Source organism: Rhodocytophaga aerolata (assembly GCF_030503435.1).
Taxonomy (GTDB): domain Bacteria; phylum Bacteroidota; class Bacteroidia; order Cytophagales; family 172606-1; genus Rhodocytophaga; species Rhodocytophaga aerolata.
Genome location: NZ_JAUKPO010000010.1, coordinates 91694 through 116029, shown reverse-complemented (window position 1 = coordinate 116029; position 24336 = coordinate 91694). Strand labels below are relative to the sequence as shown.

Annotated in this window: 19 protein-coding genes and 1 pseudogene; 12 read left to right on the top strand and 8 right to left on the bottom strand. The window is 43.8% G+C overall.

The genetic code is table 11. From position 1 onward, the window contains the following. Positions 1–153 precede the first annotated feature (153 nt). Positions 154–1068, bottom strand: coding sequence for a pirin family protein (locus Q0590_RS17960; RefSeq protein WP_302038964.1), 915 nt, complete (start codon positions 1066–1068; stop codon positions 154–156). 275 nt (positions 1069–1343) lie between these two features. Here Q0590_RS17960 and Q0590_RS17955 point away from each other — a divergent pair, with 275 nt between their 5' ends. Continuing rightward, positions 1344–2789: a carbon starvation CstA family protein gene (locus Q0590_RS17955; protein WP_302038963.1), complete on the top strand. Its 1446-nt coding sequence runs from the start codon at positions 1344–1346 to the stop codon at positions 2787–2789. A 1-nt stretch (position 2790) separates the two neighbouring features. Here the strand turns inward: Q0590_RS17955 and Q0590_RS17950 are convergent, their stop codons facing one another. Beyond that, the gene (locus Q0590_RS17950; protein ID WP_302038962.1) at positions 2791–3030 is read right to left on the bottom strand and encodes a copper chaperone; all 240 of its coding nucleotides are present in this window, start codon (positions 3028–3030) and stop codon (positions 2791–2793) included. Between the two features lie 344 nt (positions 3031–3374). On the opposite strand from Q0590_RS17950, the gene gldF reads away from it, so the two are divergent. Beyond that, on the top strand, positions 3375–4103 hold the full coding sequence (gene gldF, locus Q0590_RS17945; protein WP_302038961.1) for a gliding motility-associated ABC transporter permease subunit GldF: 729 nt from the start codon (positions 3375–3377) through the stop codon (positions 4101–4103). Between the two features lie 12 nt (positions 4104–4115). Here gldF and Q0590_RS17940 read toward each other — a convergent pair whose 3' ends face one another. From Q0590_RS17940 to ppk1, 3 genes are all read right to left on the bottom strand, one after another. Continuing rightward, the gene (locus tag Q0590_RS17940) at positions 4116–4940 is read right to left on the bottom strand and encodes an aminotransferase class IV (RefSeq protein ID WP_302038960.1); all 825 of its coding nucleotides are present in this window, start codon (positions 4938–4940) and stop codon (positions 4116–4118) included. Between the two features lie 190 nt (positions 4941–5130). Continuing rightward, positions 5131–5970, bottom strand: a complete 840-nt coding sequence (locus Q0590_RS17935; RefSeq protein ID WP_302038959.1) for a metallophosphoesterase family protein — start codon at positions 5968–5970, stop codon at positions 5131–5133. A gap of 17 nt (positions 5971–5987) precedes the next feature. Beyond that, positions 5988–8090: a polyphosphate kinase 1 gene (gene ppk1, locus Q0590_RS17930; protein WP_302038958.1), complete on the bottom strand. Its 2103-nt coding sequence runs from the start codon at positions 8088–8090 to the stop codon at positions 5988–5990. A 365-nt stretch (positions 8091–8455) separates the two neighbouring features. Here ppk1 and metG point away from each other — a divergent pair, with 365 nt between their 5' ends. From metG to Q0590_RS17895, 7 genes and pseudogenes are all read left to right on the top strand, one after another. After that, positions 8456–10522, top strand: coding sequence for a methionine--tRNA ligase (gene metG / locus Q0590_RS17925; protein ID WP_302038957.1), 2067 nt, complete (start codon positions 8456–8458; stop codon positions 10520–10522). A gap of 219 nt (positions 10523–10741) precedes the next feature. Further along, the gene (locus tag Q0590_RS17920; protein WP_302038956.1) at positions 10742–11797 is read left to right on the top strand and encodes a sugar phosphate isomerase/epimerase family protein; all 1056 of its coding nucleotides are present in this window, start codon (positions 10742–10744) and stop codon (positions 11795–11797) included. 235 nt (positions 11798–12032) lie between these two features. Beyond that, complete coding sequence (locus tag Q0590_RS17915; RefSeq protein WP_302039066.1) at positions 12033–12704, top strand: 3-keto-disaccharide hydrolase; 672 nt, start codon at positions 12033–12035, stop codon at positions 12702–12704. Between the two features lie 216 nt (positions 12705–12920). Then, a pseudogene (locus tag Q0590_RS17910) lies at positions 12921–13643 on the top strand (ThuA domain-containing protein); the annotation flags it as partial. A gap of 322 nt (positions 13644–13965) precedes the next feature. Next, positions 13966–14853 carry a hydroxypyruvate isomerase family protein gene (locus tag Q0590_RS17905; protein WP_302038955.1) on the top strand — a complete coding sequence of 296 codons (888 nt, stop codon included), beginning with the start codon at positions 13966–13968 and terminating at the stop codon, positions 14851–14853. A 146-nt stretch (positions 14854–14999) separates the two neighbouring features. Beyond that, complete coding sequence (locus Q0590_RS17900) at positions 15000–15521, top strand: GTP cyclohydrolase II (RefSeq protein ID WP_302038954.1); 522 nt, start codon at positions 15000–15002, stop codon at positions 15519–15521. A 181-nt stretch (positions 15522–15702) separates the two neighbouring features. After that, complete coding sequence (locus Q0590_RS17895) at positions 15703–16551, top strand: DUF1206 domain-containing protein (RefSeq protein WP_302038953.1); 849 nt, start codon at positions 15703–15705, stop codon at positions 16549–16551. Between the two features lie 171 nt (positions 16552–16722). Here Q0590_RS17895 and Q0590_RS17890 read toward each other — a convergent pair whose 3' ends face one another. Next, positions 16723–17526 carry a ferritin-like domain-containing protein gene (locus tag Q0590_RS17890; RefSeq protein ID WP_302038952.1) on the bottom strand — a complete coding sequence of 268 codons (804 nt, stop codon included), beginning with the start codon at positions 17524–17526 and terminating at the stop codon, positions 16723–16725. A gap of 15 nt (positions 17527–17541) precedes the next feature. Next, complete coding sequence (locus Q0590_RS17885) at positions 17542–18261, bottom strand: ferritin-like domain-containing protein (RefSeq protein WP_302038951.1); 720 nt, start codon at positions 18259–18261, stop codon at positions 17542–17544. 301 nt (positions 18262–18562) lie between these two features. On the opposite strand from Q0590_RS17885, the gene Q0590_RS17880 reads away from it, so the two are divergent. Together Q0590_RS17880 and Q0590_RS17875 are read left to right on the top strand one after the other, a co-directional pair. Continuing rightward, positions 18563–19324 (top strand): DUF2490 domain-containing protein, encoded by a 762-nt coding sequence (locus tag Q0590_RS17880; protein WP_302038950.1) that lies wholly within the window; start codon positions 18563–18565, stop codon positions 19322–19324. A 76-nt stretch (positions 19325–19400) separates the two neighbouring features. After that, positions 19401–20195: a cysteine hydrolase family protein gene (locus Q0590_RS17875; protein WP_302038949.1), complete on the top strand. Its 795-nt coding sequence runs from the start codon at positions 19401–19403 to the stop codon at positions 20193–20195. Positions 20196–20247: 52 nt separating this feature from the next. Here Q0590_RS17875 and Q0590_RS17870 read toward each other — a convergent pair whose 3' ends face one another. Further along, on the bottom strand, positions 20248–21516 hold the full coding sequence (locus tag Q0590_RS17870) for a DUF6786 family protein (RefSeq protein WP_302038948.1): 1269 nt from the start codon (positions 21514–21516) through the stop codon (positions 20248–20250). Between the two features lie 773 nt (positions 21517–22289). On the opposite strand from Q0590_RS17870, the gene Q0590_RS17865 reads away from it, so the two are divergent. Further along, on the top strand, positions 22290–24308 hold the full coding sequence (locus Q0590_RS17865; protein WP_302038947.1) for a beta-L-arabinofuranosidase domain-containing protein: 2019 nt from the start codon (positions 22290–22292) through the stop codon (positions 24306–24308). Positions 24309–24336: the final 28 nt, after the last annotated feature.

Here is a 24336-nt window from a genome sequence, read left to right as displayed (position 1 = left end):
GGAAACTAGCCTACAAAATTCTATGGAGAAACACCGGAATTTGTAGCTATGTTCCGGCTTTCAGAAAAAAATAATTGCTTGGCTTGTATCCTCTTTTATTGCCACTAGGCGTACTGGAGCAGGTTTTACCCGTATTTATCCCAGGCTAGGTGTCTACGACAAAGGCTGCGGTGGCGGACTGCCTTTTAGCCGGAACGGATCTTTAGGCAATGGCACAAATGCCTGGTTATCCTGAGGCGGCAAGGCAATACGTCCGGCTTCCCAGTCGGCCTTGGCCTGATCAATCCGTTCTCGCCTCGACGAAACAAAATTCCACCAGATAAACCGCTCTCCCAGGGGTTCGCCTCCCAGCAGCATCAGGGTCGTTTTTTCATGGGCGAACAGCACCGGATCTATGCCTTTGGTAAATACCAGCAACTGGCCAGGGCCATACCGGTTTCCGTTTACCTGCAGGCTGCCTTTGGCAACATATACTCCCCGTTCGGAATGTTCTTTGGGCAAACCAAAACGGGTACCTGGTTCCAGTACTGCATGCACATAAAATAAAGGCGAATGCGTTTTTACTCCATTTTTCAACCCATATGCATTTCCGGCAATAAGCCGCATCCATACACCTTTTTCCGTAAATATAGGTAACTGCTGAGGCTGATAATTGTCAAAGGCCGGGGCACTTTCCTCATCTGCTTCCGGCAAGGCTACCCAGGTCTGAATCATTTCAAGCTCTCCGCCAGCCAGGGCAGCCGGGTCTTCAAAACGTTCTGAGTGGGCAATGCCCCGCCCGGCCGTCATCCAGTTAACCTCTCCGGGGCGAATAATCTGCTCTACCCCCAGGCTGTCGCGGTGGGTCACTTGCCCGCCAAACAGGTAACTAACCGTAGAAAGCCCAATATGCGGATGCGGGAGCACATCCATCGCAGACATCTGCTGGGGCTGAACTGATACCGGCCCGGCATGATCCATGAAAATAAAAGGGCCCACCATTCGCCGTAACCGGAACGGCAAAATTCGCCGCACTTCCAATCCATTACCCAATGAAGCCTGCCTTGCTTCTATAACTATATCCAGCATACCAATAAGTCTAAAGTATTTGCCTGTTAAAAGATAGCATTTCCTGCAAAAATACCCAATGCGAATCCTGAATTTTTATTGGCTTGCCTTCTTTTTGGAGATCATAACAGAAGTGTAGCTACCCGTCTTCAGCTATTCCGGAAAGTGCAGGTATTTTGTGTAAAACACTCATTCAGCAAATAAATTAGCAACTATACCGAAAATGAAAGTAGGTATATGCTGTAAACTAAGCACTTTTCCTTATTTTTAATGTTCAATCAACCTTCAGTCAGCAGATGATTACTTTCTTTGCCGCTATAGCCTTATTATGTGCCGGGTATTTTGTGTATGCCAAATGGATAGAACGTATTTTTGGTGCCGATGCTTCCAAGCCTACACCTGCCGTTACCATGACCGATGGAGTAGATTATGTACCTATGCCCTGGTGGCGCATTTTTCTGATTCAGTTCTTAAATATTGCCGGCCTGGGGCCGATTTTTGGTGCTGTAGCTGGCGCAATGTGGGGACCGGTAGCTTTTCTATGGATTGTATTAGGCTCTCTGTTTGCCGGCGGTGTACATGATTATTTTTCAGGCATGCTCTCTGTTAAACACAACGGGCAGAGCATTACCGAAATTTCAGGCCACTATCTGGGAAACAGTATTAAACAGTTTATGCGGGGCTTCTCTGTGGTGCTAATGATTATGGTGGGAGCCGTGTTTATTATGGGGCCGGCCAAAATTCTCGATGATCTTACGGGGCAGGCGATGGGCATTACGGTGTGGGTGTGGGCTATTTTTATTTATTATATTTTATCTACGGTTCTGCCGATAGATAAAGTAATTGGCAAAATTTATCCGGTATTTGGCATTGCCTTATTATTTATGGCCTTTGGGATTTCGGTAGCTATGGTCTGGCAGGGCTTACCGGTTCCGGAGTTAACCATAGCATCCTTTCAAAACCTGCACTCCAGTCCGGAGTCGTTTCCGGTGTTTCCGATGTTATTTGTAACCATTGCCTGCGGGGCTATTTCCGGTTTTCATGCCACACAATCTCCGTTGATGGCCAGGTGCCTCACCAATGAGAAACAAGGAAGAAGTATATTTTATGGAGCTATGGTAACCGAAGGCGTGGTGGCCTTGATCTGGGCGGCCATCGGAATGAGTTTTTATAATGGGGTAGATGGCTTAAACGAAGTGATGAATGCCAACCGGGGCAATGCCGCATTTGTTGTCAACGAAATAGCTAACTCGCTACTTGGAAAAATTGGTGGCTTACTGGCCTTGCTGGGGGTGGTAGCTGCACCCATTACCTCTGGTGATACTGCTTTCCGGAGTGCCCGCCTTATTGTGGCCGATTTTCTCAAGGTAAAACAAGGTCCGCTGGTCAACCGCTTGCTGATCTGTGCGCCACTGTTTGTTATCGGGTTTATGCTAACATTGATTGATTTTGCGGTGATCTGGAGGTATTTCGCCTGGACCAATCAGACGCTGGCGACAGTAGTGCTCTGGACCATTACCGCTTATCTGTTGAAAGAGGGTAAACAGTACTGGGTTTCTCTCGTGCCTGCTGTTTTTATGACAGCCGTAGTGACCAGCTACTTATTGGTAGCGCCCGAAGGCTTTAGCCTGCCCAAAGGTATCTCTTATGCAGCAGGCATTATTATGGCGCTGTTGCTGCTGGCGGCTACCCTAGTTACAGCTGCCAGACGGAAAAATGCCGTGATGGAAGTTGTAAATTAACTTATAAACCCGCTCCGCCTGCACCAAATACCTGAATCAACTCTGCTTGGAAACCAGCCGTTTTCAGCAGGTTAATAACTACTTGAGGGTCTGGGTCGTTGGTAGAGATGTTTAAGATATTTTCAGGTGTGCTGGTATCGAGTTTCCATTGATGAAAACTTTCTTCCTTATTTAATAGCGGGGTTATCTTCTGCAGGTCCGCATCCGATTGAATAGTAGTTTTGAATTTGAGTATTTCCATAGTTTTTTGTTTTAATATCAAAGGAGAAGAACCGCTTTTAGCGTTGGCAGCTATGCAATTCATTTAAATCAGTTTATTAGTGTTTACTACCGTTGGACAATAAAGTTGCAAACAGCAGCAGATAATCGGAATGGCAGGCACCTGTATGGCGTACTGAATACTAGATGCAAATGCAGTATGGGTGTGTTTCAGCACAGTTTCAGGCTATATTAGTGCAAGGAGTAAAATACTTACCCCTGCTATAACCTAAACTATTTGATGGCATGTTTTTCATTGGTAGTTTTGCCGGATGCAGCCTCGGTGTTTTGCAGGAGCTGCCTATCAGCAAATCCGTTTAGTAATCCATGTTGGCTATACTTAAAAAAGAGATCCGCAGTTTTCTTAACTCATTAATTGCCTACATCATCATGATCATTTTCTTGACTGGTATGGGCTTATTTATCTGGGTTTTTCCGGATACGAATGTACTGGACAGCGGATTTGCAGATTTATCTACGTTATTTTACCTGGCTCCCTATGTATACATGTTCCTGATTCCGGCCGTAACCATGCGTACCTTTGCCGAAGAAAAGAAAGCAGGCACAATGGAGCTACTGCTAACCAGACCTTTAACCGATTGGGAAATTATACTGGGTAAATATCTGGCCAGCTTCCTGTTAATCTTGTTTACGCTGATACCTACCCTGGTGTACTACTTCAGTATCTACAATCTGGGGAATCCGGCAGGAAATGTTGATTCGGCTGGGGTATTTGGCTCCTATATTGGGCTGGCTTTGCTGGGCGCCGTTTTTACAGCCATCGGCATTTTTGCCTCCAGCATCAGCGACAACCAGATTACCTCTTTTATTATAGCCGCGTTTCTTTGCTTTATTTTATATGCCGGCTTTTCGTCGCTTACTTCGATCAATGCCTGGGGAGAGGCCGCCTATATCATCAACCAGTTAGGTATCGATTATCATTACAATGCCTTAAGCAGGGGCCTGATTGATTCGCGGAATGTAGTGTATTTTCTCAGCATGATCTCCCTGATGCTGATGGCTACTAAACTGGTGCTAAGCAGCCGTAAGTGGTGAGGTAAAATAAGCTCAATAGTTTGTTTCAAACTCCAGAAAAGCTTTATATAAGTTCATGGTTACTTGCCCTGGTTTTCCATTTCCGATCACCTGATCGTCTACCTGCACTACTGGCACTATCTTTTTGTTTGTTCCGGTCAGAAAAGCTTCATCGGCTTCGGCAAGTTCGGATAATTTTATTTCGCGTACTTCTACTTTATACTGCGATTCTGCCAGATTTAATACCGTTTGCCTGGTAACTCCTTTTAATATATGGGTTGCAGCGGTAATCACGGTATTTCCTTTGACAATAAAAAAGTTACTTCTGGTAAGCTCCAATACATGGCCGTTGGAATAATAGAGAATATCATAGGCATTTTGTTGCTGTAATTTTTTCCTCAGCCGCAGGGCAACCGTATAGTTCGTTGTTTTTATTTCCGCCATATCCCGCTGATGTTCATAACTCATCAATTTTACTCCCTTCTCCACTACACCCGCTGGCACCAGGCTTAGCTCTTCAATAGTAATCAGGAAGTTGGGTTTGGCAGGAGTGAAACTATCGGCTGTGTATCCGCCGGTGAGCAGCAAGCGGATTCCAGCAAAGGGTAAGTTGCTTTGTTCCAGAAGCTGATAAATAATTTCTGTTATTTGTTCATCGGAATAGTCCAGGTCAAGTTCCATCAAGCGGGCAGAGTTGCGGAAACGGGTGAGGTACTGGGGAAGTAAAAAAGGCTTTCCATTGGCCGTACGGCAAAAATCAAAAATAGCATAGCCTCTGAGTAAGCCCAGATCATTTATGGCTATGGTAAATTTATCAGCAGGCAGTATCTGGCCGTTCAGGGAGCAGGAAACAATCATTTTCGATGAAATTATAAATAGCCAGCAATATAAAAAATCCTGTAGTTAAAACCGGGAGATTGTGAAATTTAAAAGGAATTCCGTTTAAATATTGCTTGTAATAGGACTAAACAAATATATGTTGACACTATTTGGAAGTATTTCAAAGCTATGGGTAAAGCGTATTGGTAAAGGATGCAAGATACAACCTTTACGCCTTTTGTAGCCACCCGGAATTGACTACCGGAGCAACTGCAGGATTAAACTGGTAGGTAAAAATGTTTCCTTTCTTATCTATTTCAACAATGCGGTAGCCTTTATAATCCACGCCCCAACTGCCTCCAAAATGCCCATCGAAAATATATGGCTTATTCCCGGTTTCTTTAATCATGTCCATGTCATGGTCGTGTCCGTGGAAAATAGCTTTTACATTGGGATGTGCCTCCATTATTTTCCGTAGCTCCGGACAGTCTATGCCATTCTGAGTCCATTTATTGGGAGTAATGTGCATAAAAACAAACACATTCCGCTTATTTCGGTAATGATTCAGCCGCTGCTCCAGCCATTCAAGGTCAACACAAAGGTATTCACCTTTTTCATTGGAAGTATCTGTCAGAATAAAGGCATGTTCTTTTAACACCACATCATGGTTTAATCCATAGCCCCAGGTTTGCTGCCAGGTTTGCCCGTCTACCCGGTCGTGGTTGCCTCGTGTGGTATAATAAGGCATGGTAAGCTTGTCAAAATAGGTTTTTACTTCTGGCAGCAATTCAGGTTTGTCGTGAATCAGGTCGCCATTAATAATACACACATCCAGTCCTTTATCTTGTTTTTCACGGTTTATCCATTGTACCAGGTTAGAATGGTCTTGCTGAAATGGGGTATCGGGCTGCCCAAAATGCCCATCCGAAGCCACAGCAAAGCGGAACTGGATAGCTTTTTTGGGAAGGTAGGCAGGCTGGGCAGCTAAAAGTTGGCTGCCAGAAATAACATAAGCACCGGTAATACCAGCCAGTGTTTTTTTTAGGAATTCTCTCCGAGTATGTGTCATTAAGGTAGGTCAGTTGTTTAAGCCAGTGAGTTACTTACCGAGGTTATGTATTTTTCTTCTTTCTGCTTTAACCATTCGTATACCTGAGTTTGTGCCCGTATGAGGGGTTTATCCAGTTCGGGAAGTACCGGATGATTTTGCTGATTGGAATCCAGCCAGACAGCTTTCATGTTATCTTGCAATTGAAAGTGTATCAATTTCAAAATCTCCGCTTTACCTGCTTCATCATAGATTGGAAACCCTACTTCAATGCGCCGGTAGAGGTTACGTTTCATCCAGTCGGCAGAGGCCAGGTATACTTCTGGGTTATGGTTATTGCCAAATACAAATACCCTGGCATGTTCCAGGTAATGGTCTACCAGGCGGATAACGCGTATATTTTCGCTTAATCCTTTTACACCAGGCACCAGGCAGCAGACACCGCGGATAATCAGGCTTATTTCCACCCCTGCCTGGCTAGCTTCATACAACTGATCAATCATGGTTTCTTCTTCCAGGTTATTGAGTTTAATAATAATGCTGGCAGGAAGCCCTTTTTTAGCATATCCTATTTCCCTATTTATCAGTTCTAGGAAGGTTTCCTGCAAGTTAAACTGTGAAACCAGCAGCCGCTTGAAGTGAAGATCTTTTTTTTGCCCGCATACATAATCAAAAACTTTCGACAGTTCCTTGGTCAGTTTTGGGTGGCAGGTAAGCAGGCTATGGTCGGTGTAAAACCTGGCGGTATTCTCATTGAAATTACCTGTGCCAAAATATGCATACTTTTTTTCTGCGCCCTGCGCATCTTTCCGGATTACCAGGGCCACTTTAGCATGTACCTTCAAGCCTGGCAGGCTGTAAATAATTTCTATGCCAGCTTCTTTCATCTTTTCTGCCCAGCGGAGGTTGTTCTCTTCATCGAAACGGGCTTTTACTTCTACAAATACAGTCACTTTTTTTCCATTACGGGCAGCGCTAATGAGGGCATTCGCAATAAAAGAGTGGGCAGCAATGCGGTATAAGGTTATTTTTATCTCCTGCACCGCAGGGTCTATAGCCGCTTCATTAAAAAAACGCAGAATATAATCATACGATTGATACGGAAAGTGCAGCAGGTGATCTTTTTCTTCCATGGCATCCAATACAGATTCTGTATTTTCCAAGGCCTGTACCAACAGAGGTGTAAGCACAGGGCTTCGCAGGGCTGGCGCACAAGGATTGGGTAATTTTAGCAGGTCATACAGATTGTGGTATTTGCCACCGGGGAAAAAATCATCTTTTTGCAGCTCGAAGGTGTTGGCCAGAAACTGCCGCATAGCTTCCGGCATGCTGGCGTCATAGAGGAACCTGGCGGGCGGCCCTACTTCCCGTTGACGCAGGCTTTTTTTAATTTTTTCCTGCAAATCCCCGGTAAACTCATCGGTAATGTACAACTCGGCATCACGGTTCAGTTTTATGCTATACGCTTCTACTACTTCGTACCCTGGAAATACACTAGCTAAATTGTAGCGGATAATATCGTCAAGGAACATATAGTAATTAATACCTTCTACTTTCTGTAATTCTACAAACCGTGGCAAATGCTCCGACGGAATATTCAGATGGGCATACACAGATTCACTCTCTTCCAAGCGATGTTTGGAACGCAGTTTCACAAACAGATAGAGTGCCCGGTTCTCCAGGAAAGGTTTGTTCGCTGTACTTCCTCCCAGCAATACTGGCTGCAAATAAGACAATACTTTACTTCTGAAAAAATGCCGTATTTCCTGTTCGTGCAATGCATGCAAAGGTTCCTGCTGATAAAGGATAATGTTGTTTTCCCGCAAGCCTGGCAGGATGCTGTTCCTGAGAATATATCCATAATCGGTTTGCTGCCGGTGGACTTCTTCATACATATGTTGCAGCAACACGGTAGGGTCGTAGCTTAATTCGCGTTTAAGTTTGGGTTTATCCAGCCTGATTAAACTCCGAATGAAAGCCACGCGGACTCTGAAAAACTCATCCAGGTTAGAGGAGTAGATGGCCATAAATTGAAGCCTGTCGTAAAGCGGAAGCGTAGCATCTTTTGCCTCCAGCAATACACGGTAATTAAATGAAAGCCAGCTGAGATCCCGGGGAAAATACCTGCTTACTTGCTGCATATACATAGATTGAAACGCTAAAATTATAGATTTTACAGGCAAAACCTATTAATTCTATGTTAAATCAATCTCTGTCATGGGCTACAGTTTGTTTGATGTGGTGTACAATCAATACCTGTCTGTAGAATTTTCCGTGACTCTTGCCAATGTGCAATAGGTTGTGAAATAAAATACCCTCATATCTCTTATGTTATTCTTTCTTTATAAAAAGGGTAGTTCGGGCAATTTCATTATTTTTGCGTCCTTATCCGCAAACCCGGGTGTTGAATACGAGCTAACAACCTAGCGCCAGTTGTACAAAGCTGACCCCGGAAATAGGAAAAGCAGGCGTGAACGAAACTAATTAACTCAATAATTATTAACCTATGACCCAAAAATCACCCAAAAGATATACCATCACCGCTGCGCTGCCCTATGCTAACGGACCAGTACACATTGGGCATTTAGCCGGGGTATATGTGCCTGCCGATATTTATGCCAGGTATCTCCGGTCGCAAGGGAGGGATGTGTTATTTGTGTGTGGCTCCGATGAACATGGGGTGCCTATTACCATCCGGGCACAGAAAGAAGGCATTACTCCCCAGCAAGCAGTAGATAAATACCACCAGATGATTAAAGAATCGTTCAGTGAGTTTGGGGTAGCTTTCGATATGTATGCCCGTACGTCCAACGCCACTCATCACCAGACGGCGAGTGATTTTTTTAAACAGATGTATGAGCAAGGTAACTTTACCGAACAGGTATCTGAGCAGTACTACGACCAGAAAGCCGGGCAATTCCTGGCCGACAGGTACATTCAAGGTACGTGTCCGGTTTGCAGCAATCCCAATGCCTATGGCGACCAGTGCGAAAACTGCGGCTCTACCTTAAGCCCTTCGGAGTTAATTAATCCGGTATCGATGCTAAGCGGAGAGAAACCAGTATTAAAAGAAACCAAACACTGGTATCTTCCGCTGAACCAGTACGAAACCTGGCTGCGGGAGTGGATTCTGCAAGGCCATACCGAATGGAAGCCCAACGTATATGGCCAGTGTAAATCCTGGATAGAAGGTGGCCTGCAGCCGCGCCCCATGACCCGTGACCTGGATTGGGGTATTCCAGTGCCGGTGCCCGGTGCCGAGGGCAAAGTGTTGTATGTGTGGTTTGATGCGCCTATCGGGTATATTTCCTCTACGAAAGATTATTTTAAAGAGAAGGTAGCTAATTCAACAGGTGAGGAGTGGAAGTTGTACTGGCAAAGTGAAGATACCCGGCTGATTCATTTCATTGGCAAAGACAATATTGTATTTCACTGCATTATCTTCCCGGTTATTCTGAAAGCACATGGCGGCTATATTTTGCCAGATAATGTACCAGCCAATGAATTCCTGAACCTGGAAGGAAATAAAATTTCTACGTCCAGAAACTGGGCGGTATGGCTGCACGAATATTTACAGGATTTCCCAGGTAAACAGGATGTACTGCGCTACGTATTATGTGCCAATGCACCGGAAGCGAAAGACAATGACTTTACCTGGAAAGATTACCAAAACCGCAACAATAATGAGCTGGTTGCTAATCTGGGTAATTTTGTAAACCGGACGCTGGTACTTACCAATAAATATTTCAGGAGTAAAGTACCGCCCTGCAACCAGTTGTTTGACCTGGATAAAGAAATTATTGCTGGTATACAGGAATTTCCTGGTAAAATCGCTGCATCCATTGAAGCCTTCCGTTTCCGGGAAGCTTTGGCACATCTGATGGATTTTTCCAGATTAGGCAATAAATACCTGGGAGATACCGAACCCTGGAAAGTAATTAAAGAAAATGAGGCGAGGGTACAAACCATTTTGCATATCAGCTTGCAATTAACCGCTAACCTGGCGATTGTAATGGAACCCTTCCTTCCTTTTTCCGCCGCTAAACTTAATCAGATGCTGGGTATTCAACCTTTCAACTGGTCTTCGGCGGGTAAACTGGATTTGTTACCTATTGGCCATTCCTTAAAAGAAGCGTACTTGTTGTTCGATAAAATAGAAGATGCCGTTGTAGAAGCACAGGTTCAAAAATTGCTCGATACCAAAAAAGCCAATGAAGCTGCCAATAGAAAAGTGCCGCCGGCCAAAGCAGAGGTTTCTTTTGATGATTTCACAAAAATGGATATCCGGGTAGCCACCATCCTAGCTGCCGAAGCGGTGCCCAAAACCAAGAAGTTACTGAAACTTACGCTGGATACTGGCTTAGATAAACGTACGGTAGTTAGCGGAATAGCCGAGCACTTTAAGCCGGAAGAAATTATTGGCAGGCAGGTATGTTTATTAGCTAACCTGGCTCCAAGGGATATAAAAGGTATACAATCGCAGGGGATGATTTTAATGGCAGAAGACCGGGATGGTAGCTTGTCCTTTATTAATCCAGAAAAAGTGATTATTAATGGAGGTACGGTAAGCTAACAACCTGGAGGCGATTTTTCTACGCAGCCTCCTGTACAACAGCCCTGAATTGCTTGAAACTTACTTTCTTACGTATTCTTCAAGTAATTCAGGGTTTTTTTTGCGGAATGTTTGCGCGGCTTTGTTAAATGATTCACACCAGATTTCTCTTGCTTTCCTTATAAAAAATACTAAGATTTGACAAATTTAAAAGCATTCACCTAATCTTATAGTATAGTTATGAAAACCATTAAAGGACCTGCTGTATTTTTAGCACAGTTCATGGGCGACCAGGCGCCATTTAATTCCTTGCCTTCTATTTGTAAATGGATGGCCGATTTGGGATACAAAGGCGTACAGATACCAACTTGGGACAAACGTTGTATAGACCTGGAAAAAGCTGCCACTTCTAAAACGTATGCCGACGAAATTAAAGGGATTGTTAATGAGGCGGGCTTAGAAATTACCGAGCTTTCTACGCACTTACAAGGACAATTAGTAGCCATGCATCCGGCTTATGCGCCTATGTTTGCCGGCTTTGGCCCGTCAGAACTGGCCAATAGTCCGAAAGAATTACAGGAGTGGGGAGCCAAACAAGTAACACTTGCCGCAAAAGCCAGTCAGAACCTGGGATTAACTGGGCACGTCACCTTTTCCGGGTCTTTGCTCTGGTGGTTTGTGTATCCCTGGCCACAACGCCCGGCAGGCATTGTGGATACAGCCTTTGCTGAACTTGCCAAACGCTGGACACCCATTTTAAATGCCTTTGATGAAGCAGGCGTAAACGTAGGCTATGAACTTCATCCAGGCGAAGACCTGTTTGATGGCATTACCTTCGAAATGTTCCTGGAAAAAGTAAATAACCATCCACGTGCCGGCATCAATTATGATCCAAGCCACTTCCTGCTGCAACAGTTAGATTACCTGCAATTCATCGATTTCTATCATGACCGCATTTATGCTTTTCACGTAAAAGATGCTGAATTTAACCCAACAGGTAAACAAGGGGTGTATAGCGGGTATCAAGGCTGGGTAAACCGGGCAGGCCGCTTCCGTTCCCTGGGCGACGGACAAGTAGACTTTGGAACCATTTTCAGCAAACTGTCTCAATATGATTATGATAAATGGGCTGTGCTGGAATGGGAATGTGCCATTAAACATCCGGAACAAGGGGCCGCAGAAGGAGCACCGTTTATTGAAAGCCACATTATCCGGGTAACGGAACGGGCATTCGATGATTTTGCAGGTTCAGGTTCCGACGAAAGTTTTAACCGCCGTGTCATGGGTTTGCAATAATGTATATGGGAATTGTTCAAGTTTTGGTATATTTGTCATAGTCTCTTATGTGTGAGAAGAGGTTAATTGCTTACACACTTTTAAATAACCCAACAAAATCAAACTTATCATGCGTACACAATATTTTTTAAAAGCCGGAACTGTAACTATGGCCGCTCTGTATATGGGAATGGCCAGCCATGCAGCGGTTTTTCCGGTAAACAACTTTTATCTGGCCCAATTTGCACCTACCCATATGACCAATCCAGAGCAGGCAGCTGCCAAAGACAATGAACTGACGGCTGCGGAGAAAAAAGCAGGCTGGAAACTACTGTTTGATGGAAAATCTCTACAAGGCTGGCGGAATTACCTGAAGCAGGATGTTTCTCCGAAATGGAAAGTACAAGAGGGAGCCATTGTGCTAACTGAAGGTGGCGCAGGAGACCTGGTAACTGCAGAAGAATATGGCGATTTTGAACTGGAGCTGGAATGGAAAATAGCGGAAGGTGGCAATAGTGGTATTATGTACCATGTGCACGAAGATCCTAAGTTTAAAGCTACCTATGCTACTGGTCCCGAAGTTCAGGTACTAGACGACGAACGCCACCCAGATGCAAAGCAAGGCAAAAACGGAAACCGGGTTGCCGGCTCCCTGTACGATATGCTGCCTCCTACTAAAAAAGCAACCAAACCCGCCGGACAATGGAATAAAGTGAAGATTGTGATAAAAGATGGCAAAGCGGAACACTATATGAACGGAACCAAAGTAGTAGAATATCCAACTAAAGGGGCAGCGTGGGAAAAAATGGTTGAAGATAGCAAATTTAAAGGATGGGAAGGTTTTGGTAAATATGACAAAGGCCATATTGCCTTACAAGATCATGGGGACAAGGTGATGTATAAAAACATTAAGATCCGCCCGTTGTAATCTGTATGAACAGATGAATCATGAATACGAACCTATATATTCTACATTCGTCTGACTCCGAATAGTTATCTTCCGGAAGTATGAAGCTGGCCCATGCGCCTGGTTTCATACTTCTTTTATTCGTAGCCTGCACATTTTCCACCCTTTATTCCTGCTGCTATGCTATTTTTAAAAACTTTTCGTCTGTGGTTGCTTTGCATATGTTTGTTCAACCTGATGGCTTGTAAGGAAGAAGAACAACCGAAAGCAGAAGAACCTGTAGAAGAACAACCCATAGAAGAGGAGCCGCCGCAAGAAACGAAAATCCTGGTGTTTTCTAAAACCAGTGGTTTCCGGCACGGATCTATTGCAGCTGGCATTGCCGCCATACAGAAACTTGGTGCAGAGAATAGTTTTAAGGTAGACACTACCGAAAATGCTGCCAAGTTTACAGACGAAAATCTAAAGCAATACAAGGCAGTTGTGTTTTTGAGCACAACACAAGATGTACTTAACGAAACGCAGCAGGGGGTATTTGAGCGGTATATACAAGCAGGTGGTGGATTTGTAGGCGTACATGCCGCTACCGATACCGAATATGAATGGCCCTGGTATAATAAATTGGTTGGCGCCTATTTTAATGGGCATCCCAGTGTCCGCAAAGCTACTATCGACGTTACCGACCGTACTCATATTTCTACCAAACACTTACCAGCCCGCTGGGAGCGGAACGACGAATGGTACAACTTTAAATCCATTAACCCGGACATACATGTACTGGCTAATCTGGATGAGACCTCCTACCAGGGAGGCACCAATGGAGCTAATCACCCCATTGCCTGGTACCATGAATTTGATGGCGGACGTGCCTGGTATACGGCAGGAGGGCATACCAATGAAAGCTATACCGAACCAGATTTTGTAGCACATCTGCTGGGGGGTATACTATATGCTATTGGTGATGAAAGCTAGCCGGATTTTTCGAGATCTTTATACGGTCGCTAGGTACTACTTGCTTCACTACACCAGCGGTAGATATCAAAATGAACTAGCCTGGAAGCTAGAACTACAAGACATAGTTTAGCTTGAATTAGATTTGTTAGCAGCATAATAGACAAACTATTTCTGCTTCACATGCTAAAGTATCTGTCCAATAGAAATAATTGTATAAAAAATTGTAAATTAGAAAGTACTTCGTAAAATTTACCGGTAGCATTATGTCTACTCATACAAAACCAATACCTACTATTGATCCCTTATATACAACCTTTAATTCATTTTTATGACTCCGCAATCATCCCGAAGATCAGCCCTGAAGAAAATAGCTGCCAGTACAGCTTTTATCTCGGCGGCAACTTCCTTGTCTAACCGTATAAACGCCTCTGATATGGCTACATCGTCTGTGTTAAAAGGAAAAATTAATCACTCTGTTTGCCGCTGGTGTTACGACAAAGTACCTTTTGAAGACCTATGCAAAGCCTCTAAAGAAATGGGTATCCAGTCTGTAGAGCTAACCGGCCCGGAGGAGTGGCCTATATTGAAAAAGCATGGCTTAACTTCTGCTATGCCCTGGGGAGCAGGCATGGGTATTGAAAAAGGCTTTAACGACCCCAAAAATCACGATGCCCTTGTAGCAAGTTATGAGCAGATTTTCCCGAAACTGGTAAATGCCGGACTAGATAAAATTATTTGTTTTTCAGGTAATCGCAATGGCATGGACAATGAAACAGGGATTAAGAACTGTGCTGCAGGGTTAAAGAAATTGATGAAGTCCGCCGAAAAGCACAAAGTAACAATGGTAATGGAATTGCTTAACAGCAAAGTAAACCATAAAGATTATATGTGCGACCATACGGCCTGGGGGGTGGAATTGTGTAAAGCAGTAGGTTCAGAAAACTTTAAGCTGTTGTATGATATTTACCATATGCAGATTATGGAAGGAGACGTAATTCGCACGATCAAAGAAAGTCATCCGTATATTGCACATTATCATACAGGTGGTGTACCCGGCAGAAACGAGATAGATGAAACGCAGGAACTATACTATCCGGCTATTATGAAAGCCATTGTTGATACTGGCTATAAAGGCTTTGTGGCCCAGGAATTTATTCCGAAACGGGAAGATAAACTTGCTTCCTTAAAACAAGGTGTCATGATTTGTGATATATAAGCACTAAAGTTCCTATACAAAACCTGTTAGCCACCTATCTAACAGGTTTTTTTGTGCCCAACTCATACCACCTAAACAACAAATCAGTAGAAGTTGCAAACATTTTTAAAGATATTGGCCACTTAACCACTAAACATATAGGTATCATGATTGTAAAACTTGCCGAAGGAAATCTAAAAACTAAATTCGGAGAATACCACGAAATACTCTTTTATAACGGGCAGAAAGAGTCGTTTGCTCTGGTGATGGGCGAAGTAGCAGGTGCAGCAGATGTACTATGCCGGGTGCATTCCTCCTGTATTTTTGGTCATCATTTTAACAGCATTGAATGCGATTGCCGGGAACAAATGGAGATTTCCCAGCAACTGATTCAGAAAGAGGGCAGGGGAATTGTTATCTGGCTGGAGCAGGAAGGGAAAGGCAATGGGCATTTTGCTTTATTAAAAAGTGTAGCCTATAAACGAAAAGGCTTGGGCCAGGCGGATGCCTACGAAGCAGTAGGTTTTAAAAAAGATGCCCGCGACTACCGGGAGGCCGCAGATATACTGAAAGAGCTGGGGGTAAAATCTATCCGCATGCTAACAGATAATCCCAACAAGGCCGAAACACTAACAAAGTATGGAATTCATGTAACTGGTATTCAACCTACCAGATTATTGTCTGTATAGAACACCCACAGTAGCCAAAGCCCGGACATTCTTGTGCTGGTGTTTAGTAGTTGTATAAAAGTTACTTTACTTCCCGGAAGGTCTTGTGAAGATGTGTAAACTATCTATAGTATTGGTATAACTCTTTATGAGGAATTATAGTATAAGCACTTAAAAACCACCATCAAACTCATAAGAAGATATGAAAAATAGTTCGTATACATTACACAATGCTGCAAGTTATGCAGGCGATAAATCCAAGGACTGGATAGAGAAATTAGCCAGGTTTGGCTTTGCTGCCAAAGGGGCCATTTATGTATTAATTGGTATACTAGCCGTAATGGCTGCACTGAATATGGGCGGCGGCAAACAAGCCAACCGTGACGGAGCCATGCAATTGATCTTTGAACAACCATTTGGCAAAATTCTTGGCTGGCTGGTGGTCATTGGCCTGATTGGCTATGTGATCTGGCGGTTGTTCCAGGCTATAAAAAACCCCGACCATAAGAAAAACGATGCCAAAGGAATACTTGCCAGAGTCCGGTATGCGTTTAGTGGATTAATTTATGCAGCTTTTACCTATTCTATGATTAAAGCTTTAACTGGCAGTGGTTCAAGTGGCGGAAGTGGAAACTCCAGACAAGGTATGGCGGCACAAGTCATGCAATGGGACGGTGGATCTACGCTTGTGGCTATTGCCGGTATTATTACCATTATTGCCGGGCTGGTGTATCTGTATAGAGCATATACCACAAAATTCAAAGAAAAACTGAATAACAGCCGCATGAGCTATAATGAAGATAAATGGATTACTCGCCTGGGACGTGCCGGTTTTACTGCCCGGGGTATTGTGTGGTTAATCTTGGGTTATTTTATTGTGAAAGCTGGCTTGTCTTCCGATGCCAGCCAGGTAAAAGGTTCGCAAGGTGCATTCAACTTCCTGGAACAGTCAGGGGAGTGGGTATTGTTGCTGGTAGCTATTGGTGTGATTGCCTACGGTGTATTCCAGTTTGCCAAAGCCAAATATTATCAGGTGAATGTAAATATTTAATAAAAATATAGACATATATGCACAAGGGTCTAGCTTTTGCTAGGCCCTTGTGCATTTTTATTTAAGCCTACATAGTAAATGTAAAATGTCTGTAACAAGGAGTAATTATATAAAAAACCTGTGGACGATCAGGCATCCACAGGTTTTTACACCACAACTCAACCTACCTTATTAACTAACAATAAACAAACTTGCAATGGCTAATACTTCATCTTTGGTCAGCGGCTCGTCGAATCCCTCTGTAACGGCAGAAAGCGGAGCCGTAGTAACCGTTTTAACATCCATAATTCCTCCCTGCATCACATTGTCTTCTCCATTGTATACCGCTTGTGTAGCAGCCGGCATATCTCCTCTAGAGTTTCCGGTAATCCATCCTTTCTGGCCTCGTAGCCTCCGTACTTCAGCCGCATGACGGGCTTCTACCGAATGTATTTGTAAGGCAGCCGTTAATACCTCATTGCTGCTAATTAGATTTCCTGCCTGGCCTTTGTAAGCACGTACTCCAGTATCCTCAAAAGCCTGTGCTACCGCCATAAAAGTCATAGGGTTGGTAAATACATCAGCAAAGGCACCCCCGGCAGTAAAGTCAAAGGTAGGTTTGGTAACTGGCGTACCGCCGGCTCCAGAAATTGCCGTTATCAAAAAATTTACATGCGCTGTTTCGTGTTTGCCTATTTGAGTAAACACTGTGCGCAAATCAGCAGGAATAGCCGTTGGAGAAGCTAAGCCATTTTTATAAAACTCATCTTCTAAGTATTCCAGTGTAAGGGCAAAGTTGAGTACATCTAAAACACCACTGGCAGATTGGCCGTAAGCTTTTTTAAACATAGATCCTAAAGCTATAGGCACGGCTGCAATCGCAGCTTTGGTACTAAAACTACTTAGGGAAGAAAACAGGCTTCTTCGGGAATTTAAACGTTCGTATACTTCCGGATCTGTTTTTTCTATATCCTGTATGATTCTTAAAATATTCATCGGTTCCTCCTTTGGTTAGGTTGTAGGTAAATTGTTGGCGTTGATTTTGGTTTTAATAAATGGACTAGCCAGCATTAGCACATCGCCGGGCATACGCTGTACATCCAGGCCGGTGGCTGCATCTACTACATCGTCGCCGGAAAAATCTGCTGAATTTGGGTTAATTAACGACCGGATGGCTGCTGCATGACGGGCTTCTACGGATACAATTTTGCCTGCGATCAGCAACAGGTTTGCATCTGTGAGCAATTTGCCGGCACCGTTATACGCCGACACCCCCAGGTCTTCAAATGTTTTGGCTGTACCCAGCACACTTGTACGGTTGCTGAAATTGATCGCTGAGAAATCTACTTCCAGATCCGGTATAGCGGAAGCGCCTAAGGCTGCTTTGAAAAAATCGCGGTGAGCTACTTCGTGGTCCCGCAGATCGGTCAAGAGTTGCTCTTCTGCCGCTGTCATGCCTGAATATTTAGTCTGGATTACTTGTGTATAAAAAGCGGCTTCCAGTTGTTCAAGTGCGTAAGCATAATTTAATATGCCTGTATCGCCGCTACCCAGGTTTACCCCCGTGTCCGGAAGGCCTATATTTCCCTCATCATCTTTACAGCCAGATAAAATTAGTGCTGAGGTTACCACACTTACGCCAGCATATCCTAAAAAAGAACGGCGGTTGAGCGGTGCATTTGTTTTATGGGTCCCTTTATCTGTTGATAGCGGGAGGTTATTCTTTTTCATGTGTGTTCGTTTGGTTAAAAAAAATAGTGTAAAGCGGCACTCAGACTACATATCTATTTCCGGAAATTGTATAGCTTTTTATGCCCATCTGCCAAAACCTACGCAGGAGCCAGGCAACTGGATTGCGGACAAAAAAAATAATTGAATAAAAAGAGCCGGCTATGCATATATGTTAACTCACGCAGTAGATTTGTAGTAACCTTGCATGAACTCTCAAAGAATTGAATAAGCTACTGAACGGGAGTAGTCCAGAGTTAATTTCTGAACTATATTTGTCTTCTGACAGGAGAAAGTTTTTTATATGAATAAGCGTATGTGGAAGATGGTGGGAATGATTTTTCTACTCTTCAATTGTCAGTTTTTGTTTGCTCAAGCACCAGTAAATTATACCCATTTTACCTATTGGTCCCGTTTAACGGTATCTAAGCTATATGCAAAGAAGTGGGAGTTTGCCGCTGAGTATCAGCACCGGCGGCAAACCTATAGGGAAGATGATCTCAATCTGATGCAGGCACCTTTGCTTCATAGTTTCCGGGTAAGAGCCAGGTATACCGTTAGTGATGCCTTAACTTTTGCTGTTATACCGTTCACCTATTTTTATGCTTCTCCTTTATTAGGCAATGAAAGAGATTACATGCGCAAACCAGATAAAGAATACCGGTTTGCAGGGCAGGCAGAGTTCAGGCAAAAAATAGGCAAGACCGAGGTGCTGAACCGGTATGGCTACGAAAGCCGTTTTATTAAACGTCCGCCAGACAGCCTGTTTAGATATATTGGACGTATCCGGGTCCGGCTGTTGCTGGAGCATCCGTTCTTCTCAAAAACAGATAAAAAGGAAACCTTCCGTCCGTATGCTTCCGGTGAAGTATTTCTCAATACTGGTGCAGCGGTTGAACCTACCCGTATTTTTGAACATACCCGTCTGATGACTGGTATACGTTTTCCCATAAGTGCTTTTCTGCGGGTGGATGCGGGTTATCAGTACGCATTCCGGGTTAGAAGAACTGGGTTTGAAAAAGACCACGAACATACCTTGTTCACCTATTTTGTATTTCAACTATAAGATACTACTTACGGAATTTGCTTATTGTAAAAAATACACTAACTTTGTTGCGTACAGTGTATATGTCTTTAGTTCTATGAAAAATACCCATGCTTTTCTGATTATAGATGCCCAGTATGACTTTTGCCATCCTGCGGGTGCTTTATTTGTTCCCGGTGCACAGGAAGACATGCACCGGTTAAAACAACTGATTCTCTCGAATATTTCTGCTATTCATCATATTTGTGTGACTTTGGATACTCATCCGGTTAATGATATTTCTCACCCGTCTTTCTGGACTAACAGAGAAGGTAGTTTTCCCAGGCCATTCACCCAGATTACTTCAGAAGAGATCAGATCAGGTAAGTGGGCACCCAGGTATTATCAGACAGAGGCCATCCGCTATGTAGAGGCGCTGGAAGCACAAGGAGAGTTTCCACATTTTATCTGGCCGGAGCATTGCCTGGCAGGTTCAAAAGGAGCCGCCCTTCACGATGATGTATTGGAAGCTGTGCATACATGGGCCGTACAAACTGGTAAAAATTATCAGGCGTTAATTAAAGGTACACATCCCTTAACCGAACATTTTGGTATTTTCCAGGCACAGATTCCGATAGAGAATGCTCCGGAAACTCAGTTAAATAAAAGCCTACTGAATACCTTGGCGGCTTATGACTATATTTATCTGGCAGGCGAAGCCCGTTCGCATTGTGTAGCTACCAGTCTCAAACAAATGCTGATGTACGCACCAGATCTGGCAAAAAAAACAGTTATTATAGAAGACTGTATGTCGGATGTAACCGGGCTTGGACATTTAGGTGAACCTATCTATGCTGAGGCACGCAAAAAAGGCCTGCGCTTTGCTAAGGCAACTGATTTGACTTTTGAATAAAGTTAAAACCCTAAAGTGGAGATGCAAGTGAGGTCTTGCCTTCCAGAAATAGTTACGGCAAGGCTTTTACAATTTCTTGCAGGGTAACTCCCAGGGTAGCCTGTGCCAGTTTGTCTAATTCATTTACCGGGCCTTCAAAGTGATACGTGCGGTGAATGTGTATCAGGTTTGCACCAGGATCTAAGGCTGCTGCTGGAGAGGAGGTTTCCAGTTCGTAAAAAGGACCGAGCGGTTTGCCTTCCGGGGATACCGGACCATCGTTATAGGAATTAACTACGTCTCCGGCATAGGGCTGTTTCTGTATTTCCCACATAGAGTTTACGTAATCGCTGGCATTTTCTGGCATACTAAACTGTACTAAAGTCAATATACCTTGCTTGGCATCGTAGCTGCCGAATATGGATTTTGCCCGCTTGGATGATATGCCAATTTTGCTGCGGAACTTACCATCTCCTTTGAAGTAAATCACATCTGGCTGTACATCCAGCCGGTTGTCGGGAATATCACCAAAATATTGATCGTTCACCGGCTGGCCAAGTGTTCTTTCGCTGCCTTCTTTAATGGGTATTACTATGGTGGTCGCCTGAGAGGGATTGAACATACCTAGAATCCATACAGATAACAAACCAGATTGCTTTTTCCAGGCTAGCTTGCCGGTGTTACTAATTTTGTTTTCAGATTCAAAACCTACCATACTCAACGAATCCAGGGTTTTATATGCCAGAAACTGGCCAATTTCGGTTGGGGAAAGTAGGCGTATTTTCCGTTCAACCTTCAGGTAAAAGTCGAAACCGGCATAATTCTGCAGATGCATATCTTTCTGCAAGGTTACCCGGTCTATCATTTTGGATACCACCTGGAACGATTCAGTGTCTAGCGATGGCGGCGTTTGCCAGTGAGCGAAATCAAATGGATTACCTTTCTTAAAAAACACGGAAAACTGCCCCCCTTCCGGACCTAGCCAGAAGCGGTCTTCTCCTCCAAATACATTGATGTGTGGTTCAAACTGGCCCGAGGAAATAAGTTCATGATTAATCCAGCCATAACTTTTTCCATACCTGCCAGTAGAGGTACTCGTCATCACACGCCCCTGTAATTTAGGAGATACAATTACCTGAGATTTGTTTGTGGCATCTGACAGCACTATCAAGCTATCATATTTTTTAAGAAAGGTAAGGTCATAGCCAAATGTCCCTTTATGTAGTTTGTTTGCCCGGAAGGCCTTTTCCGGCGGCTGCTCATCTTTGCGGAGCCGGGAAAGGCAGGAATGCAGAGAAAATACCAATAGAATAAAAAATACCAGTTTGTAATAAAGTGTCATACGGGTGATATAAACAGGCTTCTACATTTGCAAGAGAAATAGTAATAAATCCTTAAAAACACTGGTGTGTTAGTTCTTTACATAGCCTTACAATACAGATACATGTTTAGTCAGAGTTAATTAGTAAAAGCTAAACAAGCAAAATAAACAAGTTATGCGCAAATATGATGCAAAAGATGGTAAATACCATAAGCTGGTGGGTGGCCGGTAAATTTCTGAAGTACTTTATATGGCAGGATAAGCTGGACTCCTGCCGCATTTTACTGGTAATTGGTTAGCTATTTCCGTTTTCCGGCCCCAAAATCTACTGCCTGGCAATTTTAACTGCAATTAGCCGCATAATCTGATCAGATAAGCCAGGTTGCGTTGGCAGCCCGGCTGGGTATGATAAAAGTTTTGCCGGGTAATATACTGTATTATTTCACTTTTTGCTATGGCAGCTATAAAATTCTCCGGTCTTTCTGGCAAGTACCTATAAAGGTGCGAAAAGTGTATGTGTTGAAATGAAACTGTCCCTAGGTTGATTGTTGCTGCAAGTTTCTGCTTATTCCTTTTCTCTATAAGCGGCATAAACAAGCGTTGAGGAACCCGCAGCAAAATTAAAATAAATCGTAAAGTACATTGGATTCGTAAGAGTATCACCATAGCAAAGAAACAGATTGACAAATAGTAGAATAATTTCTCTGTAAAGTACTATTCTGTATAAATAAAAGCAATATTTTTAAACATATCCTATATTTGCGGACACATTTTATTTGAATAAACATCTATTCATGCCCAGGTTCCTGAATGTTTATTGCTGGTATATTGTATTCTTTCTCATTCTTAGTGCGTGTGGCAGCAACTCTCCCGGTGAGCAAACGAAAAAAAAGCAAGCTAAAAAATGGTATACAAGCAACCGGATGCCTTTGGTGCAAACGTCATTAATAAAACTGCCCATCGGCAGTATACAAGCCGAAGGATGGTTGAAAAACCAACTGACCTTACAGATAAGCGGCCTTACCGGAAAATTGGATGAAATTTGGGAAGAGGTAGGCCCTAATAGCGGATGGCTGGGAGGTACAGGCGAAAGTTGGGAAAGAGGCCCGTATTACCTGCGGGGAGCCATTGCATTAGCTTATACAACACGGGATAGTTTAATGCTCAATAAAATAAAGCCCTGGATAGAATGGACACTTGCCAGCCAGCAGGCTAATGGTTTTTTCGGACCCAAAAGCAACAAAGACTGGTGGCCACACATGCTAATGTTGCAAGCCTTACAACTACATTATGAGGCAACGCACGATAAACGGGTTATTCCTTTTATGTCTAAATTTTTTGCCTACCAGATGGCGGCACTCGACAAACAACCATTGAAAGGCTGGGCTTCAGCCAGAGGTGGTGAAAACCTGTTGAGCATACATTGGCTGTATAATCAAACTGGCGATACTTCCCTGCTCAGCCTGGCAACTAAAATAAATAAGCAAACAGTAGACTGGACAAACGTGTTTGAAGAGGATTCTCCTGTGCATACTAATTCAACAATAGATACAACCAAATGGTGGGAAGACAGTCCGCAGCATACCGTCAACTTATCGCATGGCCTAAAGCAGCCAGCTTTGCTTTTTCAACAAACAGGCAATAAGCGGTACTGGGATGCCGTCTATAAATCATTGTCACTGACTGACCGGTATCATAATCAGCTTTTCGGGGTACATGCCGGAGACGAAAGGGTAGGGTTGGCTACCAGTAACCGGAGCTCCGAACTATGCGAAATTGTAGAATATATGCACAGCCTGGAGCAAATGATGCGCATTTTTCAAGATCCTGTAATGGCCGACCGGCTGGAAAAAGTAGCCTATAATGCATTGCCTGCTGCCATTAGCCCGGATTGGAAGTCGCATAGTTATTATATATCTCCCAATGTAGCAACCATCAGCCGGGGCAAGCGAAATTTTACGGTAGACCATGGCGACGACCTAACCTTTGGGGTATTGTCTGGGTTTCCTTGCTGCGCAGCAAATATGCATATGGCGTGGCCTATGTTAACTGAACACCTCTGGATGGCTACCACCAGCAAAGGTCTGGCGGCTATGGTATATGCTCCCAGCCAGGTGCAGGCAAAAGTAGGGAACGGAACCAACATAAGCATCCGCCAGGAAACAGACTATCCCTTCAGTAATAAAATCCTTTTGCACCTGAATCCAGCCAAGAAGGTGTCGTTTCCACTAGGGTTGCGGATACCTCAGTGGTGTAACAATCCTCAGATTCTGCTTAATGGGGATACACTGGCGCAGCCGCAGCCAGGTAAATTTGTAACGCTGGAACGGGAATGGAACAAAGGAGATAAAGTTGAGCTGATTTTTCCTATGGCTATGCGGATGAGCCGCTGGGAAAATAACTCGATTGGGATTGAACGCGGCCCGCTGGTATATGCCCTGGCTATAAAAGAAAAATGGCAGGCAACATCCGACTGGCACAGAAATAATATCCCGGATGAGTTTCCTGCGTATGAAATTTCGCCTGTATCGCCGTGGAATTATGGCCTGGTCGTAGATACTTTGCAAATAGAGAAAACACTCTCTGTCAGTACCCAGTCTCCGGTTGCTCAGCAGCCATGGTCAGCGGAAAATGTGCCTGTCTATATAACAGCTACGGGGAAAATAATTCCTCAGTGGAAATTAAATACATTTCAGCATCCGGCACCTTTACCTGTAAGTCCAGTGGAAAGTGCATCCAAGGAGGAAACAATTAAACTGATTCCCTTTGGTGCTACCAGGTTACGTATGACATATTTGCCTATTGTAAAATAAATAGTTTGATCAACTTCCAGATTAACCG

Excerpts from the sequence above, each read along its gene's own strand:
- Q0590_RS17960 (WP_302038964.1), bottom strand. The coding sequence starts at position 1,068 with ATGCTGGATATAGTTATAGAAGCAAGGCAGGCTTCATTGGGTAATGGA.
- Q0590_RS17955 (WP_302038963.1), top strand. The coding sequence starts at position 1,344 with ATGATTACTTTCTTTGCCGCTATAGCCTTATTATGTGCCGGGTATTTT.
- Q0590_RS17950 (WP_302038962.1), bottom strand. The coding sequence starts at position 3,030 with ATGGAAATACTCAAATTCAAAACTACTATTCAATCGGATGCGGACCTG.
- gldF (WP_302038961.1), top strand. The coding sequence starts at position 3,375 with ATGTTGGCTATACTTAAAAAAGAGATCCGCAGTTTTCTTAACTCATTA.
- Q0590_RS17940 (WP_302038960.1), bottom strand. The coding sequence starts at position 4,940 with ATGATTGTTTCCTGCTCCCTGAACGGCCAGATACTGCCTGCTGATAAA.
- Q0590_RS17935 (WP_302038959.1), bottom strand. The coding sequence starts at position 5,970 with ATGACACATACTCGGAGAGAATTCCTAAAAAAAACACTGGCTGGTATT.
- ppk1 (WP_302038958.1), bottom strand. The coding sequence starts at position 8,090 with ATGCAGCAAGTAAGCAGGTATTTTCCCCGGGATCTCAGCTGGCTTTCA.
- metG (WP_302038957.1), top strand. The coding sequence starts at position 8,456 with ATGACCCAAAAATCACCCAAAAGATATACCATCACCGCTGCGCTGCCC.
- Q0590_RS17920 (WP_302038956.1), top strand. The coding sequence starts at position 10,742 with ATGAAAACCATTAAAGGACCTGCTGTATTTTTAGCACAGTTCATGGGC.
- Q0590_RS17915 (WP_302039066.1), top strand. The coding sequence starts at position 12,033 with ATGACCAATCCAGAGCAGGCAGCTGCCAAAGACAATGAACTGACGGCT.
- Q0590_RS17905 (WP_302038955.1), top strand. The coding sequence starts at position 13,966 with ATGACTCCGCAATCATCCCGAAGATCAGCCCTGAAGAAAATAGCTGCC.
- Q0590_RS17900 (WP_302038954.1), top strand. The coding sequence starts at position 15,000 with ATGATTGTAAAACTTGCCGAAGGAAATCTAAAAACTAAATTCGGAGAA.
- Q0590_RS17895 (WP_302038953.1), top strand. The coding sequence starts at position 15,703 with ATGAAAAATAGTTCGTATACATTACACAATGCTGCAAGTTATGCAGGC.
- Q0590_RS17890 (WP_302038952.1), bottom strand. The coding sequence starts at position 17,526 with ATGAATATTTTAAGAATCATACAGGATATAGAAAAAACAGATCCGGAA.
- Q0590_RS17885 (WP_302038951.1), bottom strand. The coding sequence starts at position 18,261 with ATGAAAAAGAATAACCTCCCGCTATCAACAGATAAAGGGACCCATAAA.
- Q0590_RS17880 (WP_302038950.1), top strand. The coding sequence starts at position 18,563 with ATGAATAAGCGTATGTGGAAGATGGTGGGAATGATTTTTCTACTCTTC.
- Q0590_RS17875 (WP_302038949.1), top strand. The coding sequence starts at position 19,401 with ATGAAAAATACCCATGCTTTTCTGATTATAGATGCCCAGTATGACTTT.
- Q0590_RS17870 (WP_302038948.1), bottom strand. The coding sequence starts at position 21,516 with ATGACACTTTATTACAAACTGGTATTTTTTATTCTATTGGTATTTTCT.
- Q0590_RS17865 (WP_302038947.1), top strand. The coding sequence starts at position 22,290 with ATGCCCAGGTTCCTGAATGTTTATTGCTGGTATATTGTATTCTTTCTC.